This window comes from Anaerobacillus alkalidiazotrophicus (assembly GCF_001866055.1).
The window spans coordinates 511,986-525,916 of record NZ_MLQS01000017.1 but is presented as its reverse complement, the minus strand read 5'-3'; the positions used below and the strand labels follow the sequence as shown (position 1 = coordinate 525,916).

The following is a 13,931-nucleotide window of genomic DNA, read 5'->3' as shown; positions in this document are numbered from 1 at the left end:
TAATTTTGATTACTATAATTCTATTAAAAGGAGCTGATAGGATGGTAATGCCAAAATATGTAACTGACATAAATAAAATTGAGGCGATACCAGAGATTGAGCGGGAAAAATTAAAAAAAATTACAGAGAAATACGTTTTCCGTGTAAATGATTATTACTTAAGTCTGATTGATTGGAATAATCCGAACGATCCCATCCGTAAACTCGTTATTCCAAATGAAGGAGAGCTTGCCGAATATGGGCGCTGGGATGCTTCCGATGAAGCGACTAACTATGTTGTTCCTGGATGCCAGCATAAATATGGAACAACAGCTTTATTAATCGTTTCTGAAGTATGCGGTGCTTATTGCCGTTACTGCTTTAGAAAACGTTTGTTCCGGAATGAAATTAAGGAAGCAATGAATGACGTTAACCCTGGAATTGAGTATATTGCCGAGAATCCAGAAATTAATAACGTTCTACTTACTGGTGGCGATTCATTAATTTTAGCTACAAAAAAACTACGTCTGATTATAGAACGTCTAAGAGCGATTGACCATGTAAAGATTATCCGATTAGGATCAAAGATGCCGGTTTTTAACCCAATGCGTATTTATGAAGATCAAGAATTCCTCAATCTTATTCGGGAATATTCAACTCCTGAAAAACGCATTTATATTATGGCACATATTAATCATCCAAGAGAAATTACAGAAGAAGCTAAAAAAGGGTTTCAAGCTCTCCATGACGCCGGAGCAATTGTTGTTAACCAAACTCCAGTATTAAAAGGAATTAATGATGATCCCGTTGTTTTAGGTGAATTACTTGATCGATTGTCATGGGCTGGTGTAACACCTTACTATTTCTTTATCAATCGCCCGGTGGCAGGAAATAACGATTTTGTACTTACATTAGAGGAAGCTTATCATATTGTTGAACAAGCAAAAGCACGTACATCTGGGTTAGGTAAACGCGTTCGCTTGTCTATGAGCCATACATCTGGAAAAATCGAAATACTAGCAATTGAAGATGGTAAAGCATACCTAAAATACCATCAATCTAGAGATAAAGAATACGGAAAGTTCATGGTTCTAGATTGTCCAAAAGATGCCGCTTGGTTTGATGATTTGCCTGGAAATGAAAAATATTGGAAAGCACCAGTCAAGAAGGAAGAAGCAATCCAATCAGCAAATGAGATCATGAGTGAAAAAGAACTAGTTAGAAGTTAAGAAAACGACAAGCTATACGGCTTTTCAAGGGGAGAAATTTATGGTTTCTTAATCTATAAGAAAAACTTGGCTTATCGCCAAGTCCTAAAGCGAAAGCCTTAGTTTTTCTTATACTATTCCTTTAGAGAAGTTAAACTTTCTTAAAGTACAAAAAAGGAGCTAACTTTAAAAGCAAAGTTAGCTCCTTTTTTGTTGAAAGAAATGGCAATCAACACTTACTAAGGAAATATTAAAATACTAATATAAATTAGGATTATTTACATTCCAATTCATTTGCAATTCTTCTAAATCATCATCATAATCTATCATAGTAGGCATTTGGCCGACAGTTTGNTGTGGTGTCATTCCTGGCGCTGGCATTCCCATTTGCTGTGGTANCATTCCTGGCGCTGGCATTCCCATTTGCTGTGGTNNCATTCCTGGCGCTGGCATTCCCATTTGCTGTGGNANCATTCCTGGNGCTGGTACCCCCATATGTTGCGGTGGTATTGCTGGCANTGGCATTCCCATTTGCTGTGGTACCATTCCTGGNGCTGGGCATCCCATATGGTGTGGTAATACCCCTGGCTGTATACCCATTTGGTATGGCATTACTCCCGTATGCATATGTTTATTACTATTACATCCACAAGACATTCTATTACCCCTTCCTGATTGTAAGTTAGGTACTTGTTTAAGTTGACACTATCAATCTTATGAAATAGGAGGATGTCTTGTGATAATTTTCCAATTAGTTTTTAGGTATTTGAATAATTTAGGCAATAGCCCTAAGATTTTTCTAATGCGTTCTAGCCTAGGAGTGCACGGTCGCTAGCCATTTCTGTCCCTCTAATACGCTGAAACTCTTTCATTAGCTTATCAATTGTTAATTGTTGTTTTTCTTTACCAGCAATATCTAATATGATTTGACCTTTATCCATCATTATTAATCGATTTCCTAAATCTAGCGCTTGCTGCATATTATGAGTAACCATAATTGTTGTTAATTTGTATGTTCTTACAATATCCCCAGTTAATTTAGTAATCATTTCTGCTCTTGAGGGATCAAGTGCAGCAGTATGCTCATCAAGTAGTAAAATATTTGGCTCTGTAAAAGTAGCCATTAAAAGCGACAGTGCTTGCCTTTCTCCACCCGATAGCAAACCTACCTTTGCCGATAAACGATTTTCTAACCCTAATCCCAGTGATTGTAAATATTCACGAAACATTTCTTTTCGTTTCTTATTAACACCAAACCTCAATGTTCTTCTCTGATTTCGACTATAAGCAATCGCTAAATTTTCTTCAATTGTCATATTAGGTGCGGTGCCCGCCATTGGATCTTGAAAAACACGACCGATGAGTGCTGCCCGTTTATATTCAGCGATATGAGTTACTTTATTTCCACCGATATAAACTTCCCCAACATCGGGTAACAAGGATCCGGATATGGTATTCATTAATGTTGACTTACCCGCTCCGTTACTACCGATAACGGTGATAAAATCCCCTGCTTCTAAAGATAGATTAATATTCTGAAGGGCTTTTTTCTCATCAAGGGTTCCTTCATTAAAGGTGATGCTAATATTATTAAGTTGCAGCATTTCTTTCCCCTCCTTGAGATTTTGATAACTCTAATCGTTTACGCTGCTTCCGCCTTTTTTCTTGCTGTGTGGCCATTACTTTTGGGACGATAAGTGCAGCTGTTACGATAAGAGCAGTAATTAACTTCATATCTCCTGTTTCTAAAAACTCTACTCTCAGTGCCAAGGCAACCACAATTCTATATATAATGGCACCACCGATAACTGCTAGGGTCGTACGTGCAATAGTCTTCGTACCAAAAAGTGCTTCACCGATAATTACTGACGCTAAACCAATAATAATCATTCCAATACCCATACCCAAATCTGCAAAGCCACCGTGCTGAGCAATTAATGCCCCAGACAATGCCACTAGTCCATTAGATATTCCTAAACCAACAATAATTAAATAGTCTGTATTAGCAGAGAAGCTACGAATCATTTTCTTGTTATCGCCCGTTGCTCTTAATGCTAAGCCAACCTCAGTTTTTAAAAATTGATCCAATAATAACTTTGCAATGAATGTAATAATTAGTCCAGCAAAAATAACTGCCCATGTCCGAGGCATATGTGAAACTCCCAAAAATGCTAATATTCCATTAAAAAATTGGTCGAAGCCTAGATTTTGCCAAAAGTTTGTAATTTGCTTAATTAGCGTTGTCTCATTTAACAATGGTAAATTCGGTCTCCCCATAATACGTAAATTAATAGAATAAAGTGCGATCATCATTAATATTCCTGATAATAAAGGATTAATCTTCCCTTTCGTATGAAGAATCCCTGTGACACAACCAGCAATGAACCCAGCCACTACAGCTCCAATTGTTGCAATAATAGGAGAGTAGCCATTAATAACCATTATTGCGGCAACTCCTGCTCCTGTCACAAAGCTCCCATCTACCGTTAAATCCGGAAAATCAAGTATACGAAAGGTGAGGTAAACCCCTAATGCCATTAGAGCATAGATGATACCTGATTCAATTGAGCCAAAAATAGAGATAAACACAAAACTCATCCTTCCTAATTATAAGTCACATACTTATTTAAAATGTCATGTAGTCAGTAATGTCTGACCACATGACACCTAAACTAATAAATTATTCAAATTTCCACCAACAATTATTACTCTAAAATTTTAGCAATTTCATCCCACTCGGCATTCCATTCAACATCTTGAGCTTCTGCTGCACTCTTATTAATTAATAATGATAATTCAGGTGGTATTTCAACATTCATTTCAGAAGGTACTTTTTCTCCTTTTAAAATTGCTGCAGCCATTTCACCTGCTCGGTATCCAATCGAAAAGAAATCAACACCATATGTGACAAAACCACCTGCATCAAGGGATTCAGGATCACCAACGATTAATGGTATACCATAGTCATTAGCAGTACCAACTAAAGAACCTAAGCCCTGAACAACTGTATTATCAGTTGTCATTAAAAACACATCAACATTACCAACTAGAGAATCAGCTGCTTGCTGTACTTCAGCAGATGTAGCAACAGTTCTTTCTACTAATGTAAGACTTGATCCTTCTAATGCTTCTTTAATTGCTTCTAATTGAGAAACTGAGTTCGCTTCACCAGAATTATAAATATATCCAACTTTTGCACCTTCAAAATTTGTATCAATAAATTCGATCGTTCTTTTCGTAAATTCAGGATGTAAATCAATAACACCAGTAATATTTTCTCCAGGTTGATCTAATGCTTCAACAATACCTGCGCCAACTGGATTAGACACAGAAGCAAATACGATAGGAATTTCGTTCGTTGCATTTAACGCACCTAATGTACTCGGTGTAGAGTTTGTAAAGATAAGATCTACTTGATTGGCAACAAATTGGTTAGAAATTGTTGCGACATTATTTTGATCGCCTTGTGCACTTTGGAAGTCGTAAGTAACGTTCTCTCCTTCAACAAAACCATTATCATCAAGCGCTGCTTTAAAACCTTCAAAAGCTGCATCTAATGATGGATGCTCAACAATTTGAGTTGCTCCAATTTTTATTTGTTTAACTTCGTTCTCTTCTTGCGATTGTTCATTTGAACCACAAGCGACAAGAGCAAAAATTGCCAATAATAACATTGCAAAACTACTAATCATTTGTTTCTTCATAGTTAAGTCCCCCTGAAAATTTAAAATATTTAAATAATATAATATTATATTATTTTTGCATTGTAAACAAAAAAATTTGTTACTTTAAAGCGTTTTAGCGACATAGGTCATTTTTTATTAAATAGTTCTATTTCTTACTTTTTTAATGTGGAACACGAACCTAAACACCTTCATATATTACTAATGATAAAATATGAAATGAGTGAAAAAAGATGAGCGTTATCATCCCTTATAAATTTATCTCAAAAAATGGACATAGGATACTTCTTCGATCAGCAAGTCCAACAGATGCAAGACCTCTATGTCAATTAAGTTATGAGGTTATTAGTGAAAATGATACGTTAGTCGCTACTATTGAAGAATTTTATCTTAATGAAGAAAAACAAAAAGAGTCTATATATTTTTACAATGATGATCCAAGAAGTTGCCTAATTGTAGCTGAGTACAATAGACAGATTATTGGTATGTTAACCTTTCAGGGGGGGACATTACAAAAATATCAACATCATGGTTCGATTGGAATCATTGTTAAAAAAGATTTTCGAGGGACCGGGGTAGGTAAAGCACTCCTTTCAACTTTAATTGAATGGGCTGATTATAATCCTTTATTAGAAAAACTTTGTTTGGAAGTTTTAGCCTCTAACAAAAGTGCTATTCTCTTATACAAATCACTTGGATTTATTGAAGAAGGAAGACTAGTAAATCAAGTAAAGCTGGGAAACGGTAGATATGACGACTTAATAATTATGGGGAAGTTTTTAGATTACGAATGGCATTTGTGAATACCACAAATGCCATTCGAAAAATTTTCCGTATCTTTATTGAACAACAACCGCTGTTCCGTATGCAACAATCTCAGAAGCGCTATTCATTACTCCTGAAGTTTGTAAACGCACACCAATAATGGCATTCGCCCCTAGTTCCTCTGCATCTTTTACCATTCTACTAATAGCAATCTTTCTTGCTTTATCCATCATATCTGAATATTCCTTAATCTCACCACCCACAATGTTTTTAAGACCAGCTAAAATATCACTACCTATATGCTTCGCTTGAATAGTACTTCCTTTCACAAAGCCTTTGTAAGCAATTACCTCTTTACCTGGGATTTGTTCAGTAGTTGCGATAATCATCGTCATCTTCCTCTCTTTTTTCTTTTATTCTTTCCTTTATTATTACTACAATTAACGATATTGCGCACAGTACATTTAGAGCAATTAAATACAGAGCAACAACAATATTAATAAAAAAGAAAACAATAGCAATCGCTTGAAACAAAAAAGTTAAAATTAATAATATCAATTTTAGATTTTTCATTAATATTTATCTCCCTCAATTACATAAATCTAACTTCAATTATACAACAAAAACCAATATTTTCATTTTTTTTGTTATTTGGTGGGATTCGTGGAAATGATGATGATTATATACAAATAATTTATAATATTTATGTTAAAATACGATAGTGCTTAATATCTTAGAAATTGAGGGATTATATTTGAAAATTGTATTAACAACATTAAATGCAAAGTTTATTCATACCGCACTTTCTCTTCGACTATTAAAGGCTTACGCTGAGCCTGAATATGAAGTTGAAATAAAAGAATACACTATTAAGGATCCAAGTTTAAACATATTATCAGATCTTTACGAAAAAAATGCTGATGTCATCGGCTTCAGTTGTTACATTTGGAACATTGAAAAAACGATCGAAATTATAAAAATGTTAAAAAGAGTTAAGCCCTCATTAAGAATTATCTTGGGGGGACCAGAAGTCTCTTTTGATGTTCCTTATTGGATGGACAGAATCCCAGAAGTCGACTTCATCGTATCTAACGAAGGAGAAGAAACATTTAAACATCTATTAGATGAAATTTGTGGAGAACAGAAGTATCATCTAGTATTTGGGGCAACTTACCGAAAAGATAATGAAGTGATTGTAAACCCACCACGTCCAAATATGAAATTAGAAACGATACCTACTGCCTACCGATTTCTAGAGGACAAAGAAGATATAAAGAAACGAATTATTTATTTTGAAACAAGCCGAGGTTGCCCTTTTAGTTGTTCCTTTTGTTTATCATCAATAGAAGTAGGAGTCCGTTACTTTGATATCGAGAGAGTAAAAGAAGATTTATTATATTTAATTAACAACGGTGCCAAAATTATTAAATTTATCGATCGGACCTTTAACATTAAGCGAGACTACGCATTAGAAATTTTTCAATTTTTGATTGATAATCACCAAGGCTGTGTTTTTCAATTTGAAATAACAGCTGATATCATGCGACCTGAAGTGCTGGAATTTCTAAATACTCACGCCCCATCTGGAGTTTTTCGTTTTGAAATTGGTATACAATCGACAAACGATGCAACAAACGAACTAGTAAACCGTAGACAAAACTTCGAGAAACTTTCAAGAACCGTAAATATGGTCAAAGAAGGTAATAAAATTGATCAACACCTAGATTTGATTGCGGGACTTCCAGAAGAGGATTATATTTCATTCAAAAAAACTTTCAACGATGTATTTGCTATGCGGCCTGAAGAGCTGCAATTAGGCTTTTTAAAGATGCTTCGGGGAACTGGTTTAAGAAAACAGGCAACACAGTATGGCTATGTTTTTATGGATCATTCACCATATGAAATTTTGCAGAATGATGTGTTATCTTTCTCTGAAATAATTCGCATCAAACGAGTTGAAGATATTTTAGAAAAATATTGGAATGCTCACCGGATGGATCATACCATTGAATTCTTAGTAGAACATGAATTCCCAACTGCTTTTGATTTTTTCCAAGAATTTGGAGACTATTGGGACAAACAAGGTTGGTCAAAAATTGGACATCAACTCGAAGATTTATTTTTACGAATTCAGCAGTTTTTACAACAAAGAGCAACAAATAACTTCGAAATAATTAAAGGAATAATGATTTATGACTTTTTCTTAAATCATAAACATAAACCCCGAAAAACATGGTGGGATTTCACATTAACAAAAGGGGAACAAGCAAATCTTCTAGAATACGTTGCAGAAAATAGTCAACAAGTCTCTGCTTCATTTAGTGACCTACAACTTTCTGTGAAGGATTTGCATAAGCACACGATGATCGAAGTTCTTCCTTTTAACATAAAACATTATTTCAAATCAAAAGAAGTTATAATAAGTAAGACTCTTCTCATTACTTATTTTGATCCTAAAATGCAAAAAGCCTACCCGTTTATTTTACCGGAAATAGGTGCTATCCTAAAAAAATAAGATAAGCTAGAACAGATCATGCTAAATGATCTGTTCTTTTATATTTATATACTTATAGACCACTTATTTTAATAGCTGTCTAGCTTCGTCGCTTGTACTTTTCTCAGTGCAAAAATATATTGGTATTACTCACACTTAGTGATACACTTTTTAGTCAGAGGTGTTTTAATGGAAAAGTGGAATTATTTATTAATCATTATCGGGGCTTCTTTATGGGGAACAATTGGTATTTTTGTACAAGGTTTATATACTTTGGGACTCACACCACTTCAAGTAGTAACAGTTCGTGTATCTTGTGCAGCCATTATTTTAATTCTATATCTACTTATAACAAACCCTACTTTATTAAAAATCCATAAACAAGATTATAAGTACTTTGTTGGAACAGGTATATTTTCTATCGTATTTTTTAATTGGTGCTTTTTTACTGCGATCCAGGAAACTTCTCTATCCGTAGCAGCTATATTACTTTATACAGGTCCTGCTTTCGTAACTATTTTATCAAGAATTTTGTTTAATGAATGGCTTACAACAAGAAAACTTTTCTCTCTTTTACTTACACTTGTTGGCTGTATTTTTGTAATAGGTTTATTTCCACTTGAAAATTCCAAAGTTAGTTTATATGGAGTAATTGTTGGGCTTGGATCTGGGTTAACCTATGCTTTATATAGCATATTTTGTAGATATGCATTAAAAAAGTACAACTCTCAAACCGTCACTGCTTACACGTTTATATTTGCAGCAATCGCTTTGCTACCGTTTAGCGGATTGTGGAATATAGAAAATATATTTCATACTACTTCTTTCTGGAGTAACGGTATTAGTTTAGGATTTTTCCCTACTGTTTTAGCTTATTTACTTTATACGAAAGGACTTAATAAAGTTGAAACAAGTAAAGCCTCAATCACAGCCACCATCGAACCTGTTGTTGCTGCATGTATTGGAATATTTATGTTCGGCGATCTATTAACTATGTGGCAATTGATAGGAATTTCCTCTGTTTTACTTGGAGTTATAGTCGTTTCAGATTCTACCAAAGATCAAAAACACAAAAAAACTTTTCAACAAGGGCAAACAACTGCCTAAAATTTTACTATAAGAAAACGGAGTATCTATATACGTTTAAACATAGATACTCCGTTTTCTTATTCTATAGTTTTACTATATTCCCTTATATGTGTAATCCTCTCAACCATTGGTGGATGCGTATAACGAAAAATCTTCACTATAGTTGGTGGATTTACGTCTGATAGACCTTCCACTGATAATTTATGAAATGTCGCAACAGCTGCATCTGGATCGTTCGTTAAATCTATTGCATAACGATCTGATTGGTATTCATAAACCCTCGAAATAGCATTACTTACTGGACTTACAACAAAACTTAGTAATGATAGGATTAAAAGGATAATTGGTAAAGCTGCTATGTTATCGGGTTTAATTTTAAGTCGCTTTCCAAAATTGTTAATTATTAATGAATAAAACTTGCTTGTTACATAAAGGCCAACAAAGCTAGCTGCAATCATTCCTATTAATAGCAATGGCAAGTGATTTAGATCATAATGCCCCATTTCATGTGCCATCACAAACAATACTTCTTCTTTATTTAATCGCTCTAATGTCGTGTCCCACAATACGATTCGTAGATTACTACCAATCCCTGTTACATAGGCATTAAGGGCATTCGTTTTATCAGCCATATTCACTTCATACACTCTATCAGCAGGAATATCAGCTTCCTTTGCTAATAATAATATTTCTTGTTCAAGCTCCTTATCTTTTATTTGATAAAACTCGTGATATAACGGATCAATAACTACAGGTTGAATAAACATTAAGAACAACGTAAATGGAATAGATAAGAGCCAAGTATATAACCACCACTTTTTAGGCCACTTTGAAATAATATGCATAATGACATAAGCAACAATTGTTAAGATAACAGCTTCTACCCAAAAGGTAATTAATTGATCTTTCATCCAGCTCTGAAAAGCTTGAATGGAAATTCCATACTTCTTGCTTAAAGTATATGAAAAATAGTTAATCGGAAACGTAACAATCCAACTAAAGGTAGATAAAAGAATCACATATAGTGTCGTTTGTAAAAAACGATACCTAATTACCCGCTCTGACCATCGAGCAAAAAACTGGGACAGACCAAACAATAAAACAAATAAATAAATGAGCCATTCAAATGGTAAGTTGATAAAATAGATAACATTTCTCCATTTTGAAAACTGTGATGATAATTGATATTGTTCTTCATCCATGAAAGTAAGTGGATCTGCTTCTGTTCCTACATAATGTTCAGGTAAAGGCGTATTTACTGTAAATAAATATGTAGATATGGATACAGCATATAGCAAATAAATAATGAAGATTCCCCAAAAAAGCTTTCTCACTTTTTATCCTCCCCTTCTTAGTAGCCTACGTTTAGTAATACTTAAGATTATATATTTACTACGGTGACCTTCTTCGAATCTGCTTTTGAAACGTATAAAGCTGAACTTCAATCAGTGGGGGTTTTCCTTCATCCCCCACTGATTGTTAGTTCAACTTATACCACGGGCATAAGAATAACTAATCATCAGCTTCACTGATGAAAGTTATTCTATATCGGACCTTTAGGGGCAGTTAATCCCCCACCTAAACTTCTCGATTTTCTTAAGTTTTGAGGTGGGGGTCTTACTGCCCATTAAGAGTGGGATAAAAATTTAAATTCTATGTGCGATTTCAATAGTTTGTCTTAAATTTTAAAATGTATTTTTTAAAAATGAGGACAAAGACTCCTATATTAGTTTAGGCGATAGAATTGAATTTAGAACTCTAAAAGCGTATTATTATAAAAACAATGATGCGAATGATACTTTTTACTTTTTAAAAAGAGGATAATATTACCAATGTATTATGTACATTATTCTAATTCAGAAACAGATTTGAAATACATACTTTTTTATCTCTATGAAAATATCGTAAATATGTGAGCTTTTATACATTTTATCATAATAATTAATTGTATAATAAACTGTATAATTTTTCACAGAAAAGAGAGTGAAATACATGGGAAAATCATTTACTAAACGTTTTTACTTTCTAGCAACTTTTCTCCTACTAATTTTAGTAGCATGTAATGCTACAAATGAAGAAGCTAATCCTAACAACTTTCCTGAATATGTATTAAATGCAACTTATCCTGGTGCAATGGCTGCTTATGAATATGCCGTTGAAGCTGAGGAAGGAATCCTTGAATATATTCCATGCTATTGCAACTGTTTTGTTGAACCATTTAATCATAAGAATGTTAAGGAATGTTTTATTTCAAGTGAACACAGTACCAATGATTTGCTTGTTTATGATGATCACGGCGCTGGCTGAGGGATTTGTATAGAAATTGCACTGGATGTGCAAAAATTACATGAACAAGGTGTACCCCTTCAAGAAATTCGTGACTTTATTGATGGTGAATATTCAAAATATGCTCCACCTACCCCTACACCTTATCCACCAGCAAATTAAATAGTTTATTTAATAAGAAGAAAAGCCATTATAGTGAAAAGTTCGCTATAATGGCTTTTTTCTATTATTTTCCTGTTTCTTTAAATGTTTTAATTCGAGAGCCAATCTCATCACGAACTCTTTGGAAGAATGCCCACTTTTCTTCATCTGTTCCTTCTGCTTTTGCCGGATCGTCAAATCCCCAATGAACGCGATCCTTATTTTTGGGTGTTGCTGGGCATACATCGTTAGCATGGCCACATAATGTTACGACTAAATCGGCATTTGCTAAAATTTCAGGATCAATAGTGTCTGAGGTTTGATTGGAAATATCAATACCAATTTCTTTCATTGCTTTAACAGCATTAGGATTTACACCATGAGCTTCTATTCCAGCAGAATAAACATTCCACTCATCTCCTAAATAATGATGACCAAACCCTTCTGCCATTTGGCTACGGCATGAATTTCCTGTACATAAAAAGTAGATTGTTTTTTTTGACATGTGTAAGTAAGTCTCCTTTAATAAAATAATATCTCTTTTCACTCATAATGAGCTATAAGACCTGCACTTCAAAACAAAGTAAATCTTAGTCTTTTCAGTGAGACATAAGTTTAGCAATCAGTTTAAATTAGTAAATCTAAACCGATTGAAATAATACTTTCTATCAATAACGACACTATTGGGCTAACTTTGAATCAGGAAACCAGTGTCGTGTATTGTTTGATATACGAACTAACGCTAACATCAGAGGAACTTCAACGAGAACCCCAACAACCGTTACGAGTGCTGCACCAGATTGAAGACCAAATAATGCGATGGCTACCGCTACTGCCAATTCAAAAAAGTTACTAGCACCGATCATTCCAGCAGGTGAGGCAATTTCATGTGGCAATTTCCAGGCTTTTGCCCATCCGTATGCTATGGCAAATATAAGGAACGTTTGAATGATTAAAGGAATGGCAATTAACACAATATGGATTGGATTGTTTAATATAACATCACCTTGGAAAGAGAAAAGGATGATTAACGTTAACAATAAGCCAGTAATCGTAACATTATCAAATTTCTTTATAAAGACATTTTCAAAATACTCTTTTCCTTTATTCTTAACAATGTAAGTTCTTGATAAATATCCACCTACTAATGGAATAACGATAAATAACACAACAGATAAGAGTAATGTGTCATATGGCACTAATACATTACTTACACCTAATAAAATCATGACAATTGGAGCAAATGCAATTAATAAAATCAAATCATTTACAGCAACTTGAACAAGTGTATAGGAAGGATTCCCTTTCGTTAAATGACTCCAAACAAATACCATCGCAGTACAAGGGGCTGCCCCTAATAATACGGCACCTGCAATATATTCAGTAGCTAGGTCTGCTGGAATAAGCCCCCCAAAAATTATTTTAAAAAACAGCCATGCAAATAAAAACATTGTAAACGGCTTAATTAACCAGTTTGTCGTACAAGTCACAATTAACCCCTTTGGCATTTTTAATGCCCCTACGATACTAGAAAAATCAATTTTCAACATCATCGGATAAATCATTAGCCAAATTAGAATAGCGACAGGAATTGATACTTGGGCATATTCAAATCTGCTTAACGTCTCTGGGATAAAAGGAAGCCACTGGCCAATAGCAACTCCAACGATAATACATAACGCAACCCATATCGTTAAATAGCGTTCAAAAAACCCAATTCCTTTCACTTCCGTTTCATTACTCAATTCTCTCACTCTCCTCAAACTTCTATTAATCACAACAAACGTTTTTACTAATTCTCTCTAACTGCAGTAATTTTTCATCTTGATCAGGGATATGGTCTAATATCGAGAGAATAACCGAATAAGCATCATTTTCTTTATTTAGTGAATAAAAAATCCATTGTCCTTTTCTTTTCTCTGTTACTAAGTTTGCATCTTTTAATTTACGAATATGTTGACTAATAGACGGTTGGCTCATTTCTAAAAGTTCAACAAATTCACATACACAACAATCCCTTTCTTTCAATAGACTAACTATCGTTAGCCTTGTTTTATCTCCTAATAACTTTAATACAACAACCATTTTTTCTATAGGGATTTTATCCATGAATTCAACTCCCTTAATTAATTTCATTACATGTATTATTATATAAGTATATACTTATATGTCAATGAGAAATATGATAAAATAAAAAAGAATTATATCTTACTTAGCACGGAGAAAATAACCTTAATACGATCCGTGTAGCATTGATACAATGTTCAACCTAAAATCTATAACTTA

Annotated in this window: 14 protein-coding genes; 5 read left to right on the top strand and 9 right to left on the bottom strand. The window is 34.0% G+C overall.

The genetic code is table 11. The annotated features are described in order from the left end of the window. Positions 1 to 41 precede the first annotated feature (41 nt). Positions 42 to 1,208 carry a KamA family radical SAM protein gene (locus BKP45_RS12720; protein WP_071390037.1) on the top strand — a complete coding sequence of 389 codons (1,167 nt, stop codon included), beginning with the start codon at positions 42 to 44 and terminating at the stop codon, positions 1,206 to 1,208. 788 nt (positions 1,209 to 1,996) lie between these two features. Here BKP45_RS12720 and BKP45_RS12710 read toward each other — a convergent pair. From BKP45_RS12710 to BKP45_RS12700, 3 genes are all read right to left on the bottom strand, one after another. After that, entirely contained in the window at positions 1,997 to 2,791 is a 795-nt protein-coding gene (locus BKP45_RS12710; protein WP_071390035.1) for an ABC transporter ATP-binding protein, read from the bottom strand. Next, entirely contained in the window at positions 2,778 to 3,776 is a 999-nt protein-coding gene (locus tag BKP45_RS12705) for an ABC transporter permease (RefSeq protein ID WP_139193827.1), read from the bottom strand. Before BKP45_RS12705 ends, BKP45_RS12710 begins: the two co-directional genes overlap by 14 nt. 116 nt (positions 3,777 to 3,892) lie before the next feature. Beyond that, positions 3,893 to 4,891 carry an ABC transporter substrate-binding protein gene (locus BKP45_RS12700; RefSeq protein ID WP_071390033.1) on the bottom strand — a complete coding sequence of 333 codons (999 nt, stop codon included), beginning with the start codon at positions 4,889 to 4,891 and terminating at the stop codon, positions 3,893 to 3,895. A gap of 212 nt (positions 4,892 to 5,103) precedes the next feature. On the opposite strand from BKP45_RS12700, the gene BKP45_RS12695 reads away from it, so the two are divergent. Then, on the top strand, positions 5,104 to 5,673 hold the full coding sequence (locus BKP45_RS12695) for a GNAT family N-acetyltransferase (protein ID WP_071390032.1): 570 nt from the start codon (positions 5,104 to 5,106) through the stop codon (positions 5,671 to 5,673). Between the two features lie 36 nt (positions 5,674 to 5,709). On the opposite strand, the gene BKP45_RS12690 is transcribed toward BKP45_RS12695, so the two are convergent. Then, complete coding sequence (locus BKP45_RS12690) at positions 5,710 to 6,024, bottom strand: YbjQ family protein (RefSeq protein WP_071311084.1); 315 nt, start codon at positions 6,022 to 6,024, stop codon at positions 5,710 to 5,712. Then, the gene (locus BKP45_RS12685) at positions 6,005 to 6,208 is read right to left on the bottom strand and encodes a hypothetical protein (protein ID WP_071390031.1); all 204 of its coding nucleotides are present in this window, start codon (positions 6,206 to 6,208) and stop codon (positions 6,005 to 6,007) included. The genes BKP45_RS12690 and BKP45_RS12685 overlap by 20 nt, the downstream gene beginning before the upstream one ends. Positions 6,209 to 6,389: 181 nt before the next feature. Here BKP45_RS12685 and BKP45_RS12680 point away from each other — a divergent pair, with 181 nt between their 5' ends. Continuing rightward, positions 6,390 to 8,150, top strand: coding sequence for a B12-binding domain-containing radical SAM protein (locus BKP45_RS12680; RefSeq protein WP_071390030.1), 1,761 nt, complete (start codon positions 6,390 to 6,392; stop codon positions 8,148 to 8,150). Positions 8,151 to 8,318: 168 nt separating this feature from the next. Then, positions 8,319 to 9,236 (top strand): DMT family transporter, encoded by a 918-nt coding sequence (locus tag BKP45_RS12675; protein WP_071390029.1) that lies wholly within the window; start codon positions 8,319 to 8,321, stop codon positions 9,234 to 9,236. Positions 9,237 to 9,295: 59 nt separating this feature from the next. Here BKP45_RS12675 and BKP45_RS12670 read toward each other — a convergent pair whose 3' ends face one another. Next, positions 9,296 to 10,552 (bottom strand): M48 family metallopeptidase, encoded by a 1,257-nt coding sequence (locus BKP45_RS12670; RefSeq protein ID WP_071390028.1) that lies wholly within the window; start codon positions 10,550 to 10,552, stop codon positions 9,296 to 9,298. A gap of 658 nt (positions 10,553 to 11,210) precedes the next feature. Here BKP45_RS12670 and BKP45_RS23025 point away from each other — a divergent pair. Further along, positions 11,211 to 11,666 carry a PCYCGC motif-containing (lipo)protein gene (locus tag BKP45_RS23025; protein ID WP_281243163.1) on the top strand — a complete coding sequence of 152 codons (456 nt, stop codon included), beginning with the start codon at positions 11,211 to 11,213 and terminating at the stop codon, positions 11,664 to 11,666. 64 nt (positions 11,667 to 11,730) lie between these two features. Here the strand turns inward: BKP45_RS23025 and arsC are convergent, their stop codons facing one another. The 3 genes from arsC to BKP45_RS12650 form a co-directional block, all read right to left on the bottom strand. After that, positions 11,731 to 12,150 carry an arsenate reductase (thioredoxin) gene (gene arsC / locus BKP45_RS12660; RefSeq protein WP_071390026.1) on the bottom strand — a complete coding sequence of 140 codons (420 nt, stop codon included), beginning with the start codon at positions 12,148 to 12,150 and terminating at the stop codon, positions 11,731 to 11,733. 175 nt (positions 12,151 to 12,325) lie between these two features. Then, positions 12,326 to 13,390 (bottom strand): ACR3 family arsenite efflux transporter, encoded by a 1,065-nt coding sequence (gene arsB / locus BKP45_RS12655; RefSeq protein WP_071390025.1) that lies wholly within the window; start codon positions 13,388 to 13,390, stop codon positions 12,326 to 12,328. A 25-nt stretch (positions 13,391 to 13,415) separates the two neighbouring features. Next, the gene (locus BKP45_RS12650) at positions 13,416 to 13,754 is read right to left on the bottom strand and encodes an ArsR/SmtB family transcription factor (protein WP_071390024.1); all 339 of its coding nucleotides are present in this window, start codon (positions 13,752 to 13,754) and stop codon (positions 13,416 to 13,418) included. Positions 13,755 to 13,931: the final 177 nt, after the last annotated feature.

What these genes read in the sequence shown, in the direction of transcription:
- BKP45_RS12720 (WP_071390037.1), top strand. Translation starts at nt 42, where the DNA reads ATGGTAATGCCAAAATATGTAACTGACATAAATAAAATTGAGGCGATA.
- BKP45_RS12710 (WP_071390035.1), bottom strand. Translation starts at nt 2,791, where the DNA reads ATGCTGCAACTTAATAATATTAGCATCACCTTTAATGAAGGAACCCTT.
- BKP45_RS12700 (WP_071390033.1), bottom strand. Translation starts at nt 4,891, where the DNA reads ATGAAGAAACAAATGATTAGTAGTTTTGCAATGTTATTATTGGCAATT.
- BKP45_RS12695 (WP_071390032.1), top strand. Translation starts at nt 5,104, where the DNA reads ATGAGCGTTATCATCCCTTATAAATTTATCTCAAAAAATGGACATAGG.
- BKP45_RS12690 (WP_071311084.1), bottom strand. Translation starts at nt 6,024, where the DNA reads ATGATTATCGCAACTACTGAACAAATCCCAGGTAAAGAGGTAATTGCT.
- BKP45_RS12685 (WP_071390031.1), bottom strand. Translation starts at nt 6,208, where the DNA reads ATGAAAAATCTAAAATTGATATTATTAATTTTAACTTTTTTGTTTCAA.
- BKP45_RS12675 (WP_071390029.1), top strand. Translation starts at nt 8,319, where the DNA reads ATGGAAAAGTGGAATTATTTATTAATCATTATCGGGGCTTCTTTATGG.
- arsC (WP_071390026.1), bottom strand. Translation starts at nt 12,150, where the DNA reads ATGTCAAAAAAAACAATCTACTTTTTATGTACAGGAAATTCATGCCGT.
- BKP45_RS12650 (WP_071390024.1), bottom strand. Translation starts at nt 13,754, where the DNA reads ATGGATAAAATCCCTATAGAAAAAATGGTTGTTGTATTAAAGTTATTA.